The organism is Ruegeria marisflavi, from assembly GCF_025673445.1.
Lineage (GTDB): Bacteria > Pseudomonadota > Alphaproteobacteria > Rhodobacterales > Rhodobacteraceae > Ruegeria_B > Ruegeria_B marisflavi.
The window spans coordinates 1-15,580 of the sequence record NZ_JAOVQN010000012.1 but is presented as its reverse complement, the minus strand read 5'-3'; the positions used below and the strand labels follow the sequence as shown (position 1 = coordinate 15,580).

Here is a 15,580-nt window from a genome sequence, read left to right as displayed (position 1 = left end):
TTTTTTTGTCTCAATCTCCCATCAGAGACGGGCGAATCGCAGTTTCGGATTGATTCGCAACGCCAAAAGAGCGATGAATGGAAAAAAAATAAGGCAGATGCGAGCAGATTAGGGGCACTCACGATGTCAAAGATTGCTTTGGTTGATGACGACAGAAACATTCTGACGTCCGTTTCGATGACTCTCGAGGCCGAGGGTTTCGAAGTTGAAACATATAACGATGGTCAGGCCGCCCTCGACGCGTTTAACAAGAAATTGCCGGATATGGCGGTCCTGGATATCAAGATGCCGCGGATGGATGGCATGGACTTGTTGCAGCGCCTGCGGCAGAAAACCCAGATGCCGGTGATCTTCCTCACCTCCAAGGACGACGAGATCGACGAGGTGCTGGGCCTGCGCATGGGCGCCGACGACTATGTCAAAAAACCGTTCTCGCAGCGCCTGTTGGTGGAACGGATCAGGGCGTTGTTGCGGCGGCAAGAGGCCGTGGCTGGCGACGTGACCGGCACCACACCTGAGACCAAGGTGATGGAACGCGGGCACTTGCGGATGGACCCGCTGCGCCACGCGGTCAGCTGGAAGGGCTCGGACGTTTCGTTGACAGTGACCGAATTCCTGCTGTTGCAGGCGCTCGCGCAGCGGCCTGGCTTCGTCAAAAGCCGCGATCAGCTGATGGATGTTGCTTATGACGATCAGGTCTACGTGGACGACCGGACCATCGACAGCCACATCAAGCGCCTGCGCAAGAAGATGCGTTCGGCCGATCCGGATTTCGCGGCGATTGAGACGCTGTACGGGATCGGCTACAGATATAACGAAGAATAAACACCCTGAACGGGCGGTACCGGGGGGATCGCGTGCGCGACACGGGCACCTCAGAGAATACTCACAACGGCGATGTTGTGCTGGGCGACGACTGGGTCGCCCCCAAAAGCACTGTGTCGCAGGAACTGCGCGTCAAGCGCGCACGGCGCAGCGTCTTTTCGCTGCGCGGCTCGCCGCTGACCCGCAAGATCATCACCTTTAACCTGATTGCACTGATCATTCTGGTAGCCGGCATTCTCTATCTGAACGATGCCCGCGACGGGCTGGTTGTTCAGCGCGCCGGGGCGATGGTTGGCGAAACCCAGCTGATCGCGGATGTGTTCGAGGCGCAGATCACCGACACGTCGCCCGTCAACCTTGCTACCGGCGACGGGTTCGATGTCAGCACGACGCTCGAGGGCCTTACGCTGCGGCGCGGGGCCGAAGTGTTTGTTTTCGACATGGCGCAGAGCCTGGTTGGGCAAACGAAGGGCGTCAAGGTTCACCCCGAGCTTGAAGCTCTGAACCGCGATGTGATCGGAACAACGATCATCACCGATACACTCAGCGCCCTCTGGGCTGGGGTATCTTCAGTGTTTGCTGGCCGGCAGCGGACCGAGGCACCACCACTGGAACAGCAGATCGCCAAACTAGTGCCGGATGCACTGAACGGTGAAAGCCGAATAGAAACTGTCCTGAACACCGCTGGCGGCACTGTGATCGCCGCGGCGACGCCGATCCTGCAAGGCGGCCGCCCGATTGGCGCCGTTGCGATGGCCAGCCCGGCGGGCGAGATCGACGCATTGGCGCGCCGTGATCGCGAGCGGGTCCTGCAAATGTTCGTCGTCGCGCTCCTTGTCTCGATCGGTCTCAGCCTCGTGCTGGCCTCGACCATTGCCAATCCGCTGGCGGATCTGGCCGAAGCTGCGGAACTGGGACGAGATCGTAATTCGCGCCAAATGAACCCGGGCCGCATCAGGATCCCGGACTTGTCGGCGCGCCCCGACGAGATCGGGCGTCTCAGTCGTGCTTTGCGCGGGATGGTATCGGCGCTCTACAACCGGATCGACGGCAACGAGCAATTCGCCGCCGATGTCGCCCATGAAATCAAGAACCCGCTCGCCAGCCTACAATCCGCCGTCGGCACGTTGCGTATGGTCAAACGCGAGGATCAGCGCGACAAGCTTTTGTCGGTAATCGAACATGACGTGCGCCGTCTGGACCGTCTGGTCAGCGACATCTCCAATGCCTCGCGGCTGGATGCCGAACTGGTCAAGGAAGAGGAGAAATCCTTTAACCTGATCGCGATGCTGGACAATCTCAACCAGTACCTGGGCGAGGATGCGCGCTCTAAGGGCATCGATTATATCACCGACATGCCACCCGATCCGATTGTCATTCAGGGGCTTGAGGCGCGGCTGGCACAGGTCTTTGTTAATTTGATCACCAACGCGATCTCCTTCTGTGAAGACGGCGACGCCATTCGGGTCTGGGCGCGGCGCCGCGCCAATCGTGTCCTGGTGGTGGTCGAAGACACCGGTCCCGGCATCCCGGACGAAGCGCTGGCTAAGATTTTCAAGCGCTTTTACTCGCAGCGCCCCGAAGAGCATTTTGGCAACAATTCGGGTCTGGGACTGGCCATCTCGAAACAGATCGTCGAGGCCCATGGCGGCGTCATCTGGGCCGAGAACATTCGCCCGACCGAGGCTGACGTGGCCTCGGATCCGCTGGGCGCCCGATTTGTCGTGGGCCTGCCGGTCTGATCCATGACACCGCCGGCGCTGGCCAACTTTGACACCGGCGAAACAGCCATCGTACACGCCTCCTGCGTTGCCCTGTCAGGGCGGGCGCTGCTGATCGTCGGGGCCTCGGGCAGCGGCAAGTCCACCCTGGCGCTCGACCTCCTGGCGCAGGGCGCGGGGCTGGTATCCGATGACAGGGTCACGCTGCGCCGAACCGAGTCTTCGGTCGTCGCCGGTGCCATTCCCGCAATCAGCGGCCTTGTCGAGGCGCGAGGCCTCGGCCTGTTGCATGCGCTCGTCCATGGCCCGGCATCTGTGGCCTGGGTTCTGGACCTTGACCAGGAAGAACCGCAGCGCCTGCCGCCTTTTCGGGAAATTCGCCTACTGGGACATTCCGTTCCCTTGCTTTTCCGTCCGCCCATACCCCATTTGGGTCCATCGCTTGCGCAACTGCTGAAAGCCGGGCGCGTCGCCCCAATTGGAATGGACCGATGACACAGGTATCGCAGATCGTATTGGTGACGGGCCCATCCGGCGCCGGGCGCTCAACCACGATCCATGTGCTCGAGGACCTTGGTTTCGAGGCGATCGACAACTTGCCGATGGGTCTCTTGGTACGTTTGATGGATGGGCCTACGCTTAATCGTCCGCTCGCGCTTGGAATAGACGTCCGCAACCGCGATTTTTCCACCGACGGATTTCTCGATCTGCTCAAGAATCTGGGAGCCATTGACGGGCTGCAAGTCACTACGCTCTATCTAGATTGCAGCGCCGAAGTCCTGCTGCGCCGCTTCTCGGAAACCCGCCGCCGACACCCGATGGCACAGGGCGCCAGTCCCGAGGCGGGCGTCGCCCGCGAACTGGATCTCTTGCAGCCGATCCGAGATATCGCGGATATTTTGATCGACACATCAATGATGAACGTCCACCAGCTGCGCGCCGAAGTCGAGCGGTGGTTTGCTCCGTCCGAGGGACGTCAGCTTGCGGTTTCAATCGAGAGTTTTTCGTACAAACGCGGGCTGCCGCGTAGCCTGGACATAGTGTTTGATTGCCGTTTTCTTGCCAATCCGCATTGGGACCCCGAGTTGCGGGCCGCAGACGGCCGCGACCCGGATGTCGCGGCCTTTGTCGCGTCCGATGAGCGTTATGGCCCCTTCTTTGACAAGGTCAAGGATATGCTGATTTCCCTGCTGCCGGCATTCCGCAGCGAGGGAAAGGCGCATCTCAGTGTCGGATTTGGCTGTACCGGCGGGCAGCACAGATCGGTCGCGCTCGCCGAAGCGGTCGCAAAGGCCCTTGCAGATGCAGGCCAGCAAGTGTCAATTAGGCACCGCGAGATGGAACGCCGCAGAATGGATGTGAGGCCGGATTGATCGGAATTGTGATCGTTGCGCATGGTGGGCTGGCAAAGGAGTATCTGGCCGCGATGCAGCATGTGGTCGGCCAGCAACCCGGGTTGGCGGCCATCACCATCGAGGCCGATCATGATCGTGAGGCCAAGCAGCAGGAAATCATCGCCGCCGCGGACGCGGTCGATACCGGCGATGGAGTGGTTGTGGTAACCGATCTCTTTGGCGGCTCTCCGTCAAATCTCAGCCTGCGAGCCTGTGCTCCGGCGAACCGGCGCATTCTCTACGGTGCCAACCTGCCGATGCTGATCAAGCTGGCCAAGAGCCGCCATTTGCCGGTGGGCGACGCGGTGCGGGCCGCGATGGAGGCGGGCCGCAAGTATATCAACACTCAAAACGTTTCCCTCGATTGACCCTGGACGGATTTGCATGGCGCGACGCAGTTTAAAGATAGTCAACGAAAAGGGCCTGCACGCCCGGGCCTCGGCCAAGCTGGTCGAGGTTGTCGAAGGGTTCGATGCCACAGCCGAGGTCTCGCGCGACGGGCTTTCGGCCTCAGGCGACAGCATCATGGGCCTTTTGATGTTGGCAGCATCCCGCGGAACCACTATTGACGTCGAGACGGACGGGCCCGATGCCGATGCCCTGGCGGATGCGCTGGAAGCTCTGGTCAACGACAGGTTCGGCGAAGGCCATTGACCCAATCCGCGCAAGCGGTGCGAAGAACGGAAAAACACATATTGGCGGAAACCGCGCATAACGACAAGTCGACCGGGGCGGTGGACCAACCGGCACCGCAGGGCGAGATCTATGACCGCCGGACGCTGACCTATGCCAATTCCTTCGATGATCCCTGGACCAGCTTCGCCATTCGCGCCATCGAATGGTGCACCGGCAAGCTGACGATCCTGCGGATGGTCAGCCGCTTCGAAAAACAAAACGAGAAGTATCGCGGGCAAAAGTTCTGGGATGGCGCACTCAGGATCATGGGCATCGACCTTCTGACACCCGCCGAGCAGATCGCCCGTATCCCGCGCGAAGGCCCAGTGGTGGTGGTCGCCAACCACCCCCATGGCATGGTTGACGGCATGATCCTGGCCGAGCTTGTAGGCCGAGTCCGGCAAGACTACCGCATTCTCACCCGCTCGGTACTGACCGGGCTGGACGAGGCCGCGACCAGTTTCATGATCCCGGTACCGTTCCCGCATGACCCCGAAGCACAACGCAAGATGGTCGAGATGCGCGCCAAGGCGATGGACCACCTCAAAGCCGGTGGAGTGGTGGCGCTGTTCCCGTCCGGCGTGGTGATGTCCTCGGACAGCTGGTGGGGCAAACCCGTCGAACGTGAATGGAACGTGTTTACCGCCCAGATGATCCGCCGCTCTGGCGCCCGGGTGGTGCCGATCTACTTCCCCGGTCGCAATTCACGCGCCTATCAGATCGCCTGTCAGGTTTCGCCTATCCTGCGCCAGGGCCTGCTGCTGCACGAGATCGTGCGCTCTTGCAAGAAACCGCAGGCACCGGTGATCGGCGAACCGGTCTCCGAGAGCGATATGGAGCTGCTGGGCCGCGATCCGCGCGGTTTCATGGCCTGGCTGCGCCGCCACACGCTGTCTCTCGGCGACAAGTCCTGACCCCGGACCCCATTTTGCCAGAAATATTCCGGGGGAGCCGCCCGGAACGGGCGGCGGGGGCAGTGCCCCCTCAGCGCGTCGGAACCGGCACCTCGCCGCGATAGTCGTAGAACCCGCGCTGGGTCTTGCGGCCCAGCCAGCCCGCCTCGACATATTTGGTCAGCAAGGGGCAGGGGCGGTACTTGGTATCGGCCAGCCCGTCATGCAGCACGTTCATGATCGCCAGGCAGGTATCCAGCCCGATAAAATCGGCCAGTTCCAGCGGCCCCATCGGGTGATTGGCGCCCAGCTTCATCGACTCGTCGATGGAGCGCACGTTGCCTACCCCTTCATAAAGCGTATAGACCGCCTCGTTGATCATCGGCATCAGGATGCGGTTGACGATGAAGGCCGGAAAATCCTCGGCGCTGGCAGCCGTCTTGCCCAGCTTGTCGACCACCGCCTTGCACGAGGCAAAGGTCTCCTCATCCGTGGCGATACCCCGGATCAGTTCCACCAGCTGCATTACCGGCACCGGGTTCATGAAGTGGAATCCCATGAACCGCTCGGGCCGGTCCGTGCGGCTAGCCAGGCGGGTGATAGAGATCGAAGAGGTGTTCGAGGTCAGGATCGTATGCGGCAGCAGATGCGGTTGCAGATCCTCAAAGATCGCCTGCTTGATGGTCTCCCGCTCTGTCGCGGCTTCGATCACCAGGTCGGTCTTGCCGATATCGGCCAGCGTCAGCGTGGTCGAGATTCGCGCTAGTGCGGCCTCCATCTCGCCTTCGCCAATCTTGCCGCGGCTGGCCTGGCGCGCCATGTTGCCGCGAACAATGGTCAGAGCATTGTCCAGCGCCTGCTGACTGACATCGCTGAGCAGCACGTCATAGCCCGCAAGGGCCATCACATGGGCAATCCCATTGCCCATCTGTCCCGCACCGATCACCCCGACCTTCTGAATGTCCATCGCTGTTCTGCCCCTGCTTACGTTGCGGCGACCATATCGGCAGGCCGGGGGCGGCGGCAAGGGGGAGTGACCCGATCAATTCGCTTCAAATCCGCGCATTAGGCGAATCGCAACGGTTGCGGCGCCAAGGTGATCATCGGGTGAAAAATCAAGAATGGTGGGAGCCATGAGTTATGAATTGCCGGGCGCGGGGGCGCCCGATGCCGTAACCTGTCGGTATGGCGTGTCCAAGCTGCGCTTTCGCGGCCCGTGTCGCGATCTGTCTGCACCGTATCTGGCCTGTATCGGGGGGAGCGAAACCTATGGCCGCTTTGTTGCGGCCCCCTATTCCGCACTGTTGGAGGCGCGCCTGGGCGAGGCCTGTGTCAACCTCGGCAGCGTCAACAGCGGGCTGGATGCCCTGTTGCATGACCCCGAGTTGTCGCGCATCGCCACGGGGGCCGAGGCCTGCATCCTGCAACTGCCTGCTGCGCATAACCTGTCGAACCGGCTCTACCGCGTGCATCCGCGTCGCAACGACCGGTTCCTCCAGGCCTCACCGCTGCTGGCGCGCCTGTACAACGAGGTGGACTTCACCGAGTTTCATTTCAACAAGCACATGCTGGGGCAGCTCCACACGGTGTCGCCGGACCGTTTCGCAACCGTCCGGACCGAGCTGCAACAGGCCTGGTCGGCCCGGATGCGCAGCCTGATCGACGCTTTTGGTGGCCGCGTGATCCTGCTGTGGCTGCGTTACAAACACATGCGGCCCGACGATCCGGCCGAGGCGCTGGGCACCGAACCGCTGATGGTGACGCCCGAGATGGTCGCGGCCCTTGCACCGGCGACGTTGGACACCGTCGAGGTCCAGGTGCAGATGGCGGGCCAGTCGGACGAGCTGGACGACATGATCTTCGGCATGCTGCAAGAACCCGCCGCCGAACATATGATCGGCCCGGCGACGCATCGCCTCATCGCGGACAGGCTGTTTCGGGCCTTGCAGGATCTCGACACCTGAAACGCGAAAGGCCCGCCATGTGGCGGGCCTTTGCAAAGTTCTTACCGAAACACTCTTGCCCGGCCTCAGCCGAGTTTCTCGGTCAGTTCCGGAACCGCCTGGAACAGGTCGGCCACCAGGCCAAAGTCGGCAACCTGGAAGATCGGCGCTTCTTCGTCCTTGTTGATGGCGACGATGATCTTGGAGTCCTTCATGCCGGCCAGGTGCTGGATCGCACCCGAGATGCCAACCGCGACGTAGAGCTGCGGCGCAACGACCTTGCCGGTCTGGCCCACCTGCCAGTCGTTAGGGGCATAGCCCGAATCGACCGCTGCGCGGGATGCACCGACAGCGGCGCCCAGCTTGTCGGCCAGACCTTCGATCAGTTTGAAGTCCGCTTCCGAACCCACGCCACGACCGCCAGAAACGACGATCCCGGCCGAGGTCAGCTCGGGGCGGTCAGAGGCCGCCACCTTGTCCTCGACCCATTCGCTCAGACCCGGGTTGGCGCCGACCGAGATGGTCTCGACCGGGGCGGACCCGCCCTGACCTGCGGCGTCAAAGGTCGAGGTGCGGAAGGTGATGACTTTCTTGGCATCCTTCGACTTGACGGTCTGCACGGCGTTGCCGGCATAGATCGGGCGCTCGAAGGTCGAGCCATCGACCACGTCGGACACGTCCGAGATCACCATCGCGTCCAACAGCGCTGCCACGCGCGGCATCACGTTCTTGGCGTCGGTGGTGGCGGGGGCAACGATATGCTCGTACCCATCGGCGAGACTCACGATTAGCGCGGCGGTTGCTTCGGCCAGGCGATGACCCAGCGAGGCATCCTCGGCGACCAGCACCTTCGACACGCCGTCGATCTTGGCGGCGGCTTCACCGGCGGCCGCGGCGGATGCGCCTGCGGCCAGAACGGTCACATCACCCAGCGCCTTGGCGGCGCTCACCGCCTTGGCGGTTGCGTCGACCGACAGTTCGCCACCGGTCACTTCGGCAAGGAGAAGAACAGCCATTACACAGCCCCCGCTTCTTTCAGTTTCGCAACCAGCTCGTCGACCGAGCCGACGATGATGCCCGCGGCGCGCGCCGGCGGCTCTGCGGTCTTGACGATTTCCAGACGCGGGCTGACATCGACGCCGTAGTCGGCGGCGGTTTTCTCATCCAGCGGCTTTTTCTTCGCCTTCATGATGTTGGGCAGCGACGCATAGCGCGGCTCGTTCAGGCGCAGGTCCACGGTGATGATCGCGGGCATCTTGACCTTGATGGTCTGCAAGCCGCCGTCCACCTCGCGGGTGACCAGCGCGTGATCACCCTCGACGCTCAGTTCCGAGGCAAAGGTGCCCTGGGACCAGCCCAAGAGCGCCGACAGCATCTGTCCAGTGGCGTTCATGTCGTTGTCGATTGCCTGTTTGCCAGCCAGAACGATGCCGGGCTGCTCTTCCTCGACGATCTTCGCCAGGATCTTGGCTACGGCCAGCGGCTCGATATCGGTGTGCACGTCATCGGCAGCGACCACCAGGATGGCGCGGTCAGCGCCCATGGCCAGCGCGGTGCGCAGGGTTTCCTGCGCCTGCTTGACACCAATCGAGACCACGACGATCTCGTCGGCCTTGCCGGCTTCCTTCAGACGAATTCCCTCTTCGACGGCAATCTCGTCGAACGGGTTCATCGACATCTTCACATTGGCGAGATCAACACCCGATCCGTCCGCTTTGACGCGAACCTTCACGTTGTAGTCGATCACGCGCTTGACGGGTACAAGGACCTTCATCTTTGCGTTTTCTCCTTCAAAAACGGCAAGCCGCCATGCGACTCCCAATGCTCTCGCCGCGTTTGATAGCGACTTGACGCGCGCCGGGACAGGGCAAAATCGTCACGTCATGTGCAATCGACGTCGCGTTTTCGCTAATTCATGTACCGCATGGGAAATTTTGTTACCCCACCGGACGGTCGATGGCGGGCGAAAACTAGGGAAGCGGTCATGGAGTTCGGGGGCTCTACCTATACGAATGGCTGTTCCGCCTGCCGTACCGATCCTGAAGGCAATCCGATAGAACTTTGGCGACCGGTCTGAACTGGACGGAGCCAAAAAAATCAAATTTTTTAGAGGAAATTCTTGTTCGAGAATTTTCTCTCTGCCCCAAGGGGTCCAACAGTTTTCAGAGCTTCGGCTCAGCGGTTCGCCCCGGGAACCCACAAGACATCGTCCTTGCCACCGTTGTTGGCGGTGCGGGCGGCGACGAAAAACCAGTCACTCAGGCGGTTCAGATAGGTGATCGCCTCAGGGTTCACCGTCTCGCTTCCGGCCAGTTCCACTACCAGCCGCTCGGCGCGCCGGGCCACGGTGCGGCAGACATGGAGATGCGCGGCCAAAGTCGAGCCACCCGGCAGGATGAAACTGCGCAGCGTGTCGAGACCGGCGTTCATTGCGTCGATCTCGGCCTCCAGCCGGGCCACCTGATTGGCGGCCATGCGCAGCGGAGGGTACTCCGCCTGCGCATCCTTCTCCATATCCGGGCGGCACAGGTCCGCGCCCAGGTCAAACAGGTCGTTCTGGATATGCGACAGCGCCTTGTACACCTCTCCCTCGGCCACCAGCCGTGCCACTCCCACAAAGCTGTTCAGCTCGTCCACCGTGCCATAGGCGCTTACCCGGTCCGAGTATTTGGCGACCCGCTCGCCATTGCCCAGGGCGGTCTGCCCCTTGTCGCCGGTACGGGTGTAGATCTTGTTCAGGACCACCATGGATCAGTTCCCCGTGCCGCGCAGATAAACGTAGAGCACGATCAACACGACCGCGATGAACTGCATCAACAGGCGCAGCTGCATCATCTTGTTGCCGTACTTGGCGTTGAACGCGCCGCCCTTGGCAAATCCGCCCAGCCCGATCATCAGAACGACAACGACCGAAGCCATTGCCATCAGCAGCACGATCATCAACAGGTCCATGTGGCGCCTCGCCTTTGCAATTTCGTCGTTGTGGGTGATCTAGCCGGGCACGGCGCAAAAGCGAACCGCTTTTTCGACTCAGACGCGCCCCAGTACCGCGTCGCTCAACCGGGTTGGCAGGATTCGGCGTAGGATTCCGGCGATATAGGTCGGCGTGGTGACATAATAACGCGGCGCCGGTCGCCGCGCCTCCAGCGCGTGGATCAGCTTGGCCGTCACCGCCGAGGGCGGCAGTTCGAACCGGTCTGGCCCGCGATCTTCATACAGCCGTTTCAGCAGTCCGCCTTCGTACTTGTCGCGCAGCGCCGAGTTCTGCCAGTCGATGAACCGCTCGAACTGTGGGATCGCCTTTTCCCGCAGTTTCGAGGTGATCGGCCCCGGCTCGATCAGCACCACATGTATGCCGGTGCCCTGCAACTCCAGCCGCAGCGTGTCGCTCAGCCCTTCCAGCGCGAATTTGGTCGCCGTGTAGGCGCCGCGCCAGGGATAGGCCACCAGTCCCAGAACCGACGAGCATTGTACGATCCGCCCGTGCTCCTGTGCCCGCATCACCGGGATCACCAGGCGCGTCAACTCGTGCCAGCCAAAGAAGTTTGCCTCGAAGATATGCCGCAGTCCTTCGGTCGGCACGTCCTCGACCGCGCCGGGCATGCCAAAGGCCCCGTTGTTGAACAGCGCATCCAGCGTGCCGCCGGTTGTGGCTAGAACCTCGCTCAGCCCGGCAGAGATGGTGTCGGCATCGGCATAGTCGATCAGCGGACTTTCGAACCCCTGCGCCCGCAGCCGGTCACAGTCGCGCTGCTGCCGACAAGAGGCAAAGACCCGCCAGCCCTGCGCCCGCAAGCCATGCGCGGCCGCCAGGCCGATGCCCGACGAACAGCCGGTGATGAGAATGGATTTCGACATTGGGTTGACCGCACCGGCTCAAGTTTCGCCTAGTGCTAGGCGCTGGATCCGCTCGCGGCAATGCTTCGGGTGCCTTAGTTCGACTTTTTGCTGACAAGTGACGCGGCTATCCAACCGATCTGTTGTTCCGGCAACACACGCAGCCGCAACCAGCCGGTGCCGGTGTCGTCCAGCACTTCGACCTTGTGGCCGACAGTCAGGCGGGCGATCACCGGATAGATCGTGCCTGGCCCGTCCCGCATGTTCACCCGTGCCGCCGTGACCTCGCGCAGATCCGGGACAGCGGGCGCGCTGGCTTCTGGCGTTGCTTCGTCCTGTTCGGGACCGGGTTCGGTCGGCTCCACGCGAAACGACAACGCGCCCTGTTCGAGAGAGGCCAGTGTGATTGTCTTGCCTGGATCGGTCTCAAAAAATGTCAGTCCCTTGCCCAAGGTGGCCCGGGTTCGGGCCAGCACTGCCAGCCGCTCTTCCGAGGTCAGGCTGCTTAGCGCAACCGTTTCTTCTTCTACTGCCGGTTCCGGCTTGCGTGGGGTCAGTTTGACTTTGGCCACCAATGTTGCCGGTTCCGTCTTGACCAGAGGCGCGGCGGGTTTCTCAAGGGCGGCGGCAACCTGTTCTGCCTTGGGCGCGCGCACGCCGCGCGGTTCAAAATCCTTACCCCCGCTGAGCTCCCAGAAAGCCCAGCCGAGAAACAGAAACGAAATGATGACAAAGCGCATGACACGCGCCTCCCGGAATTCAAGCGAACAAAATTCGATGACAAAACAGGCCGCAGACTGGCCTGATAAATCTTAGCATAGCCGGGGGTATGAGTCTAAAAAGGGACAAATCTTTTGGGTTTTCCCCGCTACTGTCCAGAAACCCGGACTTGTCCCCAGCAAATTCCACGCCTGTTGCTTTACCAGAAACGGCAGAGCGCGTATCACATCATCTATGAGCGAAACGATCGACGACCCCAACATGAAGGAAGGCGGTGGGCAAGAAGTGGCCGAACCGCTGCGCCGCGCCATTGGCGAGCGGTACCTGACCTATGCGCTAAGCACGATCATGCACCGGGCATTGCCCGATGCGCGCGACGGGCTAAAACCGGTGCATCGCCGGATTCTCTATGCCATGCGCGAATTGCGACTCAGTTCCGGGGGCGGGTTCCGCAAGTCGGCCAAGATCTCGGGCGACGTGATGGGCAACTATCACCCGCATGGGGATGCCGCGATCTATGATGCGATGGCGCGTCTGGCGCAGGATTTCAACGTTCGTTACCCGCTGGTCGACGGGCAGGGGAACTTCGGGAATATCGACGGCGACAACCCGGCGGCCAGCCGCTACACCGAAGCGCGAATGACCATCGTGGCTGAGGCGCTGCTGGATGGTCTGAACGAGGATGCGGTCGATTTTCGCGACAACTATGACGGCACGCTCACCGAACCGGTGGTGTTGCCGGCGCAGTTTCCGAACCTCTTGGCCAATGGCAGCAGCGGCATCGCGGTGGGCATGGCCACCAACATCCCGCCCCATAACATTGCCGAGCTGTGCGACGCCTGCCTGCATCTGATCAAGACGCCCGATGCGCGCGACGACACGCTGTTGAACTACGTGCCCGGTCCCGATTTCCCCACCGGCGGCATCATCGTCGAACCGGCCGAGAGTATCGCCCAGGCCTATCGCACCGGGCGGGGCAGCTTCCGGCTGCGCTGCAAATACGAGGTCGAGGATCTGGGCCGTGGCCAATGGCAGATCGTGGTCACCGAGATCCCCTATCAGGTCCAGAAATCGAAGCTGATCGAAAAGCTGGCCGAGGTCATCCAGACCAAAAAGGTGCCGATCCTCGCCGATGTGCGCGACGAGAGCGCCGACGATATCCGGGTCGTGCTGGAGCCGCGCACCAAGAACGTGGATCCCGAGGTGCTGATGGGGATGCTCTACCGCAACTCAGATCTCGAGGTGCGGTTCAGCCTGAACATGAACGTGCTGATCGACGGGGTCACGCCCAAGGTCTGTTCGATGAAGGAGGTGCTGCGCGCCTTCCTCGACCACCGGCAAGAGGTGCTCTTGCGCCGCTCGCGCCACCGGCTGGGCAAGATCGACCACCGGCTCGAAGTGCTCGAAGGCTTCATCATCGCCTTCCTCAATCTCGACCGGGTGATCGACATCATCCGTTACGACGAGGATCCGAAGGCCGCTCTGATGCGCGAGGAATGGGGCGTCGACCACCCCCGCGCGCTGAATGAGGGTGATTATGTCTCGCCCGCGCCGGGCGAGGGCGAGTTGAGCGAGGTTCAGGCCGAAGCCATCCTCAACATGCGCCTGCGCAGCTTGCGCCGATTGGAAGAGATGGAATTGATCCGCGAGCGCGACGCCCTGATGGCCGAGCGCGCCGAGATCGAAGACTTGCTGGCCGATCCCGACCTGCAATGGGCGCGCATCTCGGAGCAGTTGAAAGAGACAAAGAAGACCTTTGGCAAGGACTACCCCGGCGGTGCCCGCCGTACCCGCTTTGCCGAGGCGGGCGAGGTCGAAGAGGTTCCGCTGGAGGCGATGATCGAGCGCGAGCCGATCACCGTGGTCTGCTCGCAGATGGGCTGGATCCGCGCCATGACCGGCCATATCGACCTGACCCGCGAGTTGAAGTTCAAGGACGGCGACGGCCCGCGCTTCATCTTCCACGCGGAAACCACAGACAAGCTGCTGATCTTTGCGTCGAACGGGCGATTCTATACGGTCGGCGCGTCGAACCTGCCCGGTGGCCGCGGCATGGGCGAACCCCTGCGTCTGATGGTCGATCTGCCCAACGAGGCCGAGATCGTCGATATCCTGATCCATCGTCCCGGCCGCAAGCTGATCGTCGCCTCGAACGCGGGCAACGGCTTCCTCGTGCCCGAAGAGGACGTGCTGGCTCAGACCCGAACCGGTAAGCAGGTGCTTAATGTCGGCGCCGACGAGCGCGCGCTGATCTGCCACCCGGTTCAGGGCGACCATGTGGCGGTGGTGTCGCAGAACGGCAAGTTCCTGGTGTTCCCCATCGCCGAACTGCCCGAAATGGGTCGTGGCAAGGGCGTTCGCTTGCAAAAGTACAACATGGCGCGCGGCCGCCAGGGCACACTCGAACTCGACGGTGGCCTGTCGGACGTGACCACGTTCAACTGGGACGAGGGGCTTAAATGGTCGATGGGCGGCGACAAGACCCGTCACGAGACCGATCTGGGCCAATGGCTGTCAAAACGCGCCGGTGTCGGCAAGAAACCGCCATACGGCTTCCCCCGAACCTATAGATTCACGTGATCAAAAGGGCGCGATTGGTGAAATCCGGGCGATGCCGCTTGGCATGAGGGGCATCGCTGCGCTACATCCCCCCAAACCCAAGGCCTGTCGAGACATGTTCATGATCCGTATTCTTGCCCTGTTGACCGGGATGGCCCTGCTGGCCGCCTGCACCGCCGCGACCCCCGAAGAGCCGCTTGAGGATCTCGGCGAATTCAAGCTGGGCCACTATGTGGTCTTTGCCGGCAAGGCGCAAAAGGGCCCGATCTCGCGCGATGCCACCGCCGAGGAATGGGAGGCCGCGCTGAAAACCGCCGTAGGCGAACGGTTCCCGCAATACCAGGGCTCGCAATTCTATCATCTCGGCATCAGCGTCGAGGGCTACATGCTGGCCCCCCCGGGCGTGCCGGTGGTCTACAGCCCGAAATCGGCGCTGATCATCAATGTTACCGTCTGGGACGACGCAACTCAGAGCAAGCTGAACCCCGAGGTCGAACAGTTCACCGTGTTCGAGGCCACCACGGGCGAATCCTGGCTGATCGGATCGGGCAATGCCCGCACCCGCGAGGAACAGCTGCTGGGTCTGTCACGCAACGCGGTCGGAGAGATCGAGGACTGGCTGGTCGAGATGCAAAAGGAAAAGGGCTGGTTCAACAAGCGGCCAGAGGCCGCGCCCGCCTCGGATGCGGCCACCGGGCTGCTGAAACCGCTGGAAGGCTGACAATCGGTCACGATTGGCTTGATTTTCTTCTTTGAACCAAATATCCCGCGCGCGCAGATGCAACCCGGGACCAAGGGTCCCCCAAACCGCAAAAGGGCGCCTGAGGAATGGCAAAGGAAAAGTTCGCGCGTACGAAACCGCACGTCAACATCGGCACGATTGGGCACGTTGACCACGGCAAGACCACGCTGACCGCAGCAATCACGAAGTATTTCGGCGACTTCAAGGCGTATGACGCGATTGACTCGGCGCCCGAGGAGAAGGCGCGCGGGATCACGATCTCGACCGCGCA

The 15,580-nt window shown here is 62.0% G+C and carries 18 protein-coding genes; 11 read left to right on the top strand and 7 right to left on the bottom strand.

Going from position 1 to position 15,580, the window contains the following annotated elements; genetic code table 11:
• The first annotated feature begins 123 nt into the window (after positions 1–123).
• Genes OEZ49_RS12545 through OEZ49_RS12515 form a run of 7 tightly spaced genes read left to right on the top strand, consistent with a single transcriptional unit; the run spans position 124 to position 5,529 of the window.
• A complete protein-coding gene (locus OEZ49_RS12545) occupies positions 124–825 on the top strand; it encodes a response regulator transcription factor (RefSeq protein WP_263388635.1) in 702 nt (233 codons plus the stop codon).
• 32 nt (positions 826–857) lie between these two features.
• The gene (locus OEZ49_RS12540; protein WP_263388634.1) at positions 858–2,567 is read left to right on the top strand and encodes a sensor histidine kinase; all 1,710 of its coding nucleotides are present in this window, start codon (positions 858–860) and stop codon (positions 2,565–2,567) included.
• Between the two features lie 3 nt (positions 2,568–2,570).
• On the top strand, positions 2,571–3,041 hold the full coding sequence (locus tag OEZ49_RS12535) for an HPr kinase/phosphorylase (protein WP_263388633.1): 471 nt from the start codon (positions 2,571–2,573) through the stop codon (positions 3,039–3,041).
• The gene (gene rapZ / locus OEZ49_RS12530) at positions 3,038–3,919 is read left to right on the top strand and encodes an RNase adapter RapZ (protein ID WP_263388632.1); all 882 of its coding nucleotides are present in this window, start codon (positions 3,038–3,040) and stop codon (positions 3,917–3,919) included. The genes OEZ49_RS12535 and rapZ overlap by 4 nt, the downstream gene beginning before the upstream one ends.
• Entirely contained in the window at positions 3,916–4,308 is a 393-nt protein-coding gene (locus OEZ49_RS12525; protein WP_164131215.1) for a PTS sugar transporter subunit IIA, read from the top strand. Before rapZ ends, OEZ49_RS12525 begins: the two co-directional genes overlap by 4 nt.
• A 16-nt stretch (positions 4,309–4,324) precedes the next feature.
• Positions 4,325–4,594 carry an HPr family phosphocarrier protein gene (locus tag OEZ49_RS12520; protein WP_263388631.1) on the top strand — a complete coding sequence of 90 codons (270 nt, stop codon included), beginning with the start codon at positions 4,325–4,327 and terminating at the stop codon, positions 4,592–4,594.
• Between the two features lie 41 nt (positions 4,595–4,635).
• Positions 4,636–5,529, top strand: coding sequence for a lysophospholipid acyltransferase family protein (locus tag OEZ49_RS12515; RefSeq protein ID WP_263388630.1), 894 nt, complete (start codon positions 4,636–4,638; stop codon positions 5,527–5,529).
• 70 nt (positions 5,530–5,599) lie between these two features.
• On the opposite strand, the gene OEZ49_RS12510 is transcribed toward OEZ49_RS12515, so the two are convergent.
• Positions 5,600–6,475 (bottom strand): 3-hydroxybutyryl-CoA dehydrogenase, encoded by an 876-nt coding sequence (locus tag OEZ49_RS12510; protein WP_263388629.1) that lies wholly within the window; start codon positions 6,473–6,475, stop codon positions 5,600–5,602.
• Positions 6,476–6,641: 166 nt separating this feature from the next.
• Between OEZ49_RS12510 and OEZ49_RS12505 the strand changes: the two genes are divergently transcribed.
• Positions 6,642–7,472, top strand: coding sequence for a DUF6473 family protein (locus tag OEZ49_RS12505; protein ID WP_263388628.1), 831 nt, complete (start codon positions 6,642–6,644; stop codon positions 7,470–7,472).
• Between the two features lie 65 nt (positions 7,473–7,537).
• Here OEZ49_RS12505 and OEZ49_RS12500 read toward each other — a convergent pair whose 3' ends face one another.
• The 6 genes from OEZ49_RS12500 to OEZ49_RS12475 all read right to left on the bottom strand — a co-directional run bounded on the left by OEZ49_RS12500 (position 7,538) and on the right by OEZ49_RS12475 (position 12,028).
• On the bottom strand, positions 7,538–8,467 hold the full coding sequence (locus OEZ49_RS12500) for an electron transfer flavoprotein subunit alpha/FixB family protein (protein ID WP_263388627.1): 930 nt from the start codon (positions 8,465–8,467) through the stop codon (positions 7,538–7,540).
• Positions 8,467–9,225 carry an electron transfer flavoprotein subunit beta/FixA family protein gene (locus OEZ49_RS12495; RefSeq protein WP_263388626.1) on the bottom strand — a complete coding sequence of 253 codons (759 nt, stop codon included), beginning with the start codon at positions 9,223–9,225 and terminating at the stop codon, positions 8,467–8,469. The genes OEZ49_RS12500 and OEZ49_RS12495 overlap by 1 nt, the downstream gene beginning before the upstream one ends.
• A gap of 401 nt (positions 9,226–9,626) precedes the next feature.
• Positions 9,627–10,199 (bottom strand): cob(I)yrinic acid a,c-diamide adenosyltransferase, encoded by a 573-nt coding sequence (locus OEZ49_RS12490; RefSeq protein WP_263388625.1) that lies wholly within the window; start codon positions 10,197–10,199, stop codon positions 9,627–9,629.
• A gap of 3 nt (positions 10,200–10,202) precedes the next feature.
• Positions 10,203–10,403 carry a twin transmembrane helix small protein gene (locus OEZ49_RS12485; RefSeq protein WP_263388624.1) on the bottom strand — a complete coding sequence of 67 codons (201 nt, stop codon included), beginning with the start codon at positions 10,401–10,403 and terminating at the stop codon, positions 10,203–10,205.
• Between the two features lie 78 nt (positions 10,404–10,481).
• Positions 10,482–11,309 carry an SDR family NAD(P)-dependent oxidoreductase gene (locus tag OEZ49_RS12480; RefSeq protein ID WP_263388623.1) on the bottom strand — a complete coding sequence of 276 codons (828 nt, stop codon included), beginning with the start codon at positions 11,307–11,309 and terminating at the stop codon, positions 10,482–10,484.
• A gap of 74 nt (positions 11,310–11,383) precedes the next feature.
• Positions 11,384–12,028, bottom strand: coding sequence for an SH3 domain-containing protein (locus OEZ49_RS12475; RefSeq protein ID WP_263388622.1), 645 nt, complete (start codon positions 12,026–12,028; stop codon positions 11,384–11,386).
• Positions 12,029–12,242: 214 nt separating this feature from the next.
• Between OEZ49_RS12475 and OEZ49_RS12470 the strand changes: the two genes are divergently transcribed.
• The 3 genes from OEZ49_RS12470 to OEZ49_RS12460 all read left to right on the top strand — a co-directional run.
• On the top strand, positions 12,243–14,588 hold the full coding sequence (locus OEZ49_RS12470) for a DNA topoisomerase IV subunit A (protein ID WP_263388621.1): 2,346 nt from the start codon (positions 12,243–12,245) through the stop codon (positions 14,586–14,588).
• A 100-nt stretch (positions 14,589–14,688) separates the two neighbouring features.
• On the top strand, positions 14,689–15,288 hold the full coding sequence (locus tag OEZ49_RS12465) for a hypothetical protein (protein ID WP_164131194.1): 600 nt from the start codon (positions 14,689–14,691) through the stop codon (positions 15,286–15,288).
• Positions 15,289–15,395: 107 nt separating this feature from the next.
• The coding region (locus tag OEZ49_RS12460; protein ID WP_263388620.1) for a GTP-binding protein at positions 15,396–15,580 on the top strand (185 nt) is incomplete at its 3' end.

Coding starts and splice junctions, on each gene's coding strand:
- OEZ49_RS12545 (WP_263388635.1), top strand. CDS start 124: ATGTCAAAGATTGCTTTGGTTGATGACGACAGAAACATTCTGACGTCC.
- OEZ49_RS12535 (WP_263388633.1), top strand. CDS start 2,571: ATGACACCGCCGGCGCTGGCCAACTTTGACACCGGCGAAACAGCCATC.
- rapZ (WP_263388632.1), top strand. CDS start 3,038: ATGACACAGGTATCGCAGATCGTATTGGTGACGGGCCCATCCGGCGCC.
- OEZ49_RS12520 (WP_263388631.1), top strand. CDS start 4,325: ATGGCGCGACGCAGTTTAAAGATAGTCAACGAAAAGGGCCTGCACGCC.
- OEZ49_RS12510 (WP_263388629.1), bottom strand. CDS start 6,475: ATGGACATTCAGAAGGTCGGGGTGATCGGTGCGGGACAGATGGGCAAT.
- OEZ49_RS12505 (WP_263388628.1), top strand. CDS start 6,642: ATGAGTTATGAATTGCCGGGCGCGGGGGCGCCCGATGCCGTAACCTGT.
- OEZ49_RS12500 (WP_263388627.1), bottom strand. CDS start 8,467: ATGGCTGTTCTTCTCCTTGCCGAAGTGACCGGTGGCGAACTGTCGGTC.
- OEZ49_RS12495 (WP_263388626.1), bottom strand. CDS start 9,225: ATGAAGGTCCTTGTACCCGTCAAGCGCGTGATCGACTACAACGTGAAG.
- OEZ49_RS12490 (WP_263388625.1), bottom strand. CDS start 10,199: ATGGTGGTCCTGAACAAGATCTACACCCGTACCGGCGACAAGGGGCAG.
- OEZ49_RS12485 (WP_263388624.1), bottom strand. CDS start 10,403: ATGGACCTGTTGATGATCGTGCTGCTGATGGCAATGGCTTCGGTCGTT.
- OEZ49_RS12480 (WP_263388623.1), bottom strand. CDS start 11,309: ATGTCGAAATCCATTCTCATCACCGGCTGTTCGTCGGGCATCGGCCTG.
- OEZ49_RS12475 (WP_263388622.1), bottom strand. CDS start 12,028: ATGCGCTTTGTCATCATTTCGTTTCTGTTTCTCGGCTGGGCTTTCTGG.
- OEZ49_RS12470 (WP_263388621.1), top strand. CDS start 12,243: ATGAGCGAAACGATCGACGACCCCAACATGAAGGAAGGCGGTGGGCAA.
- OEZ49_RS12465 (WP_164131194.1), top strand. CDS start 14,689: ATGATCCGTATTCTTGCCCTGTTGACCGGGATGGCCCTGCTGGCCGCC.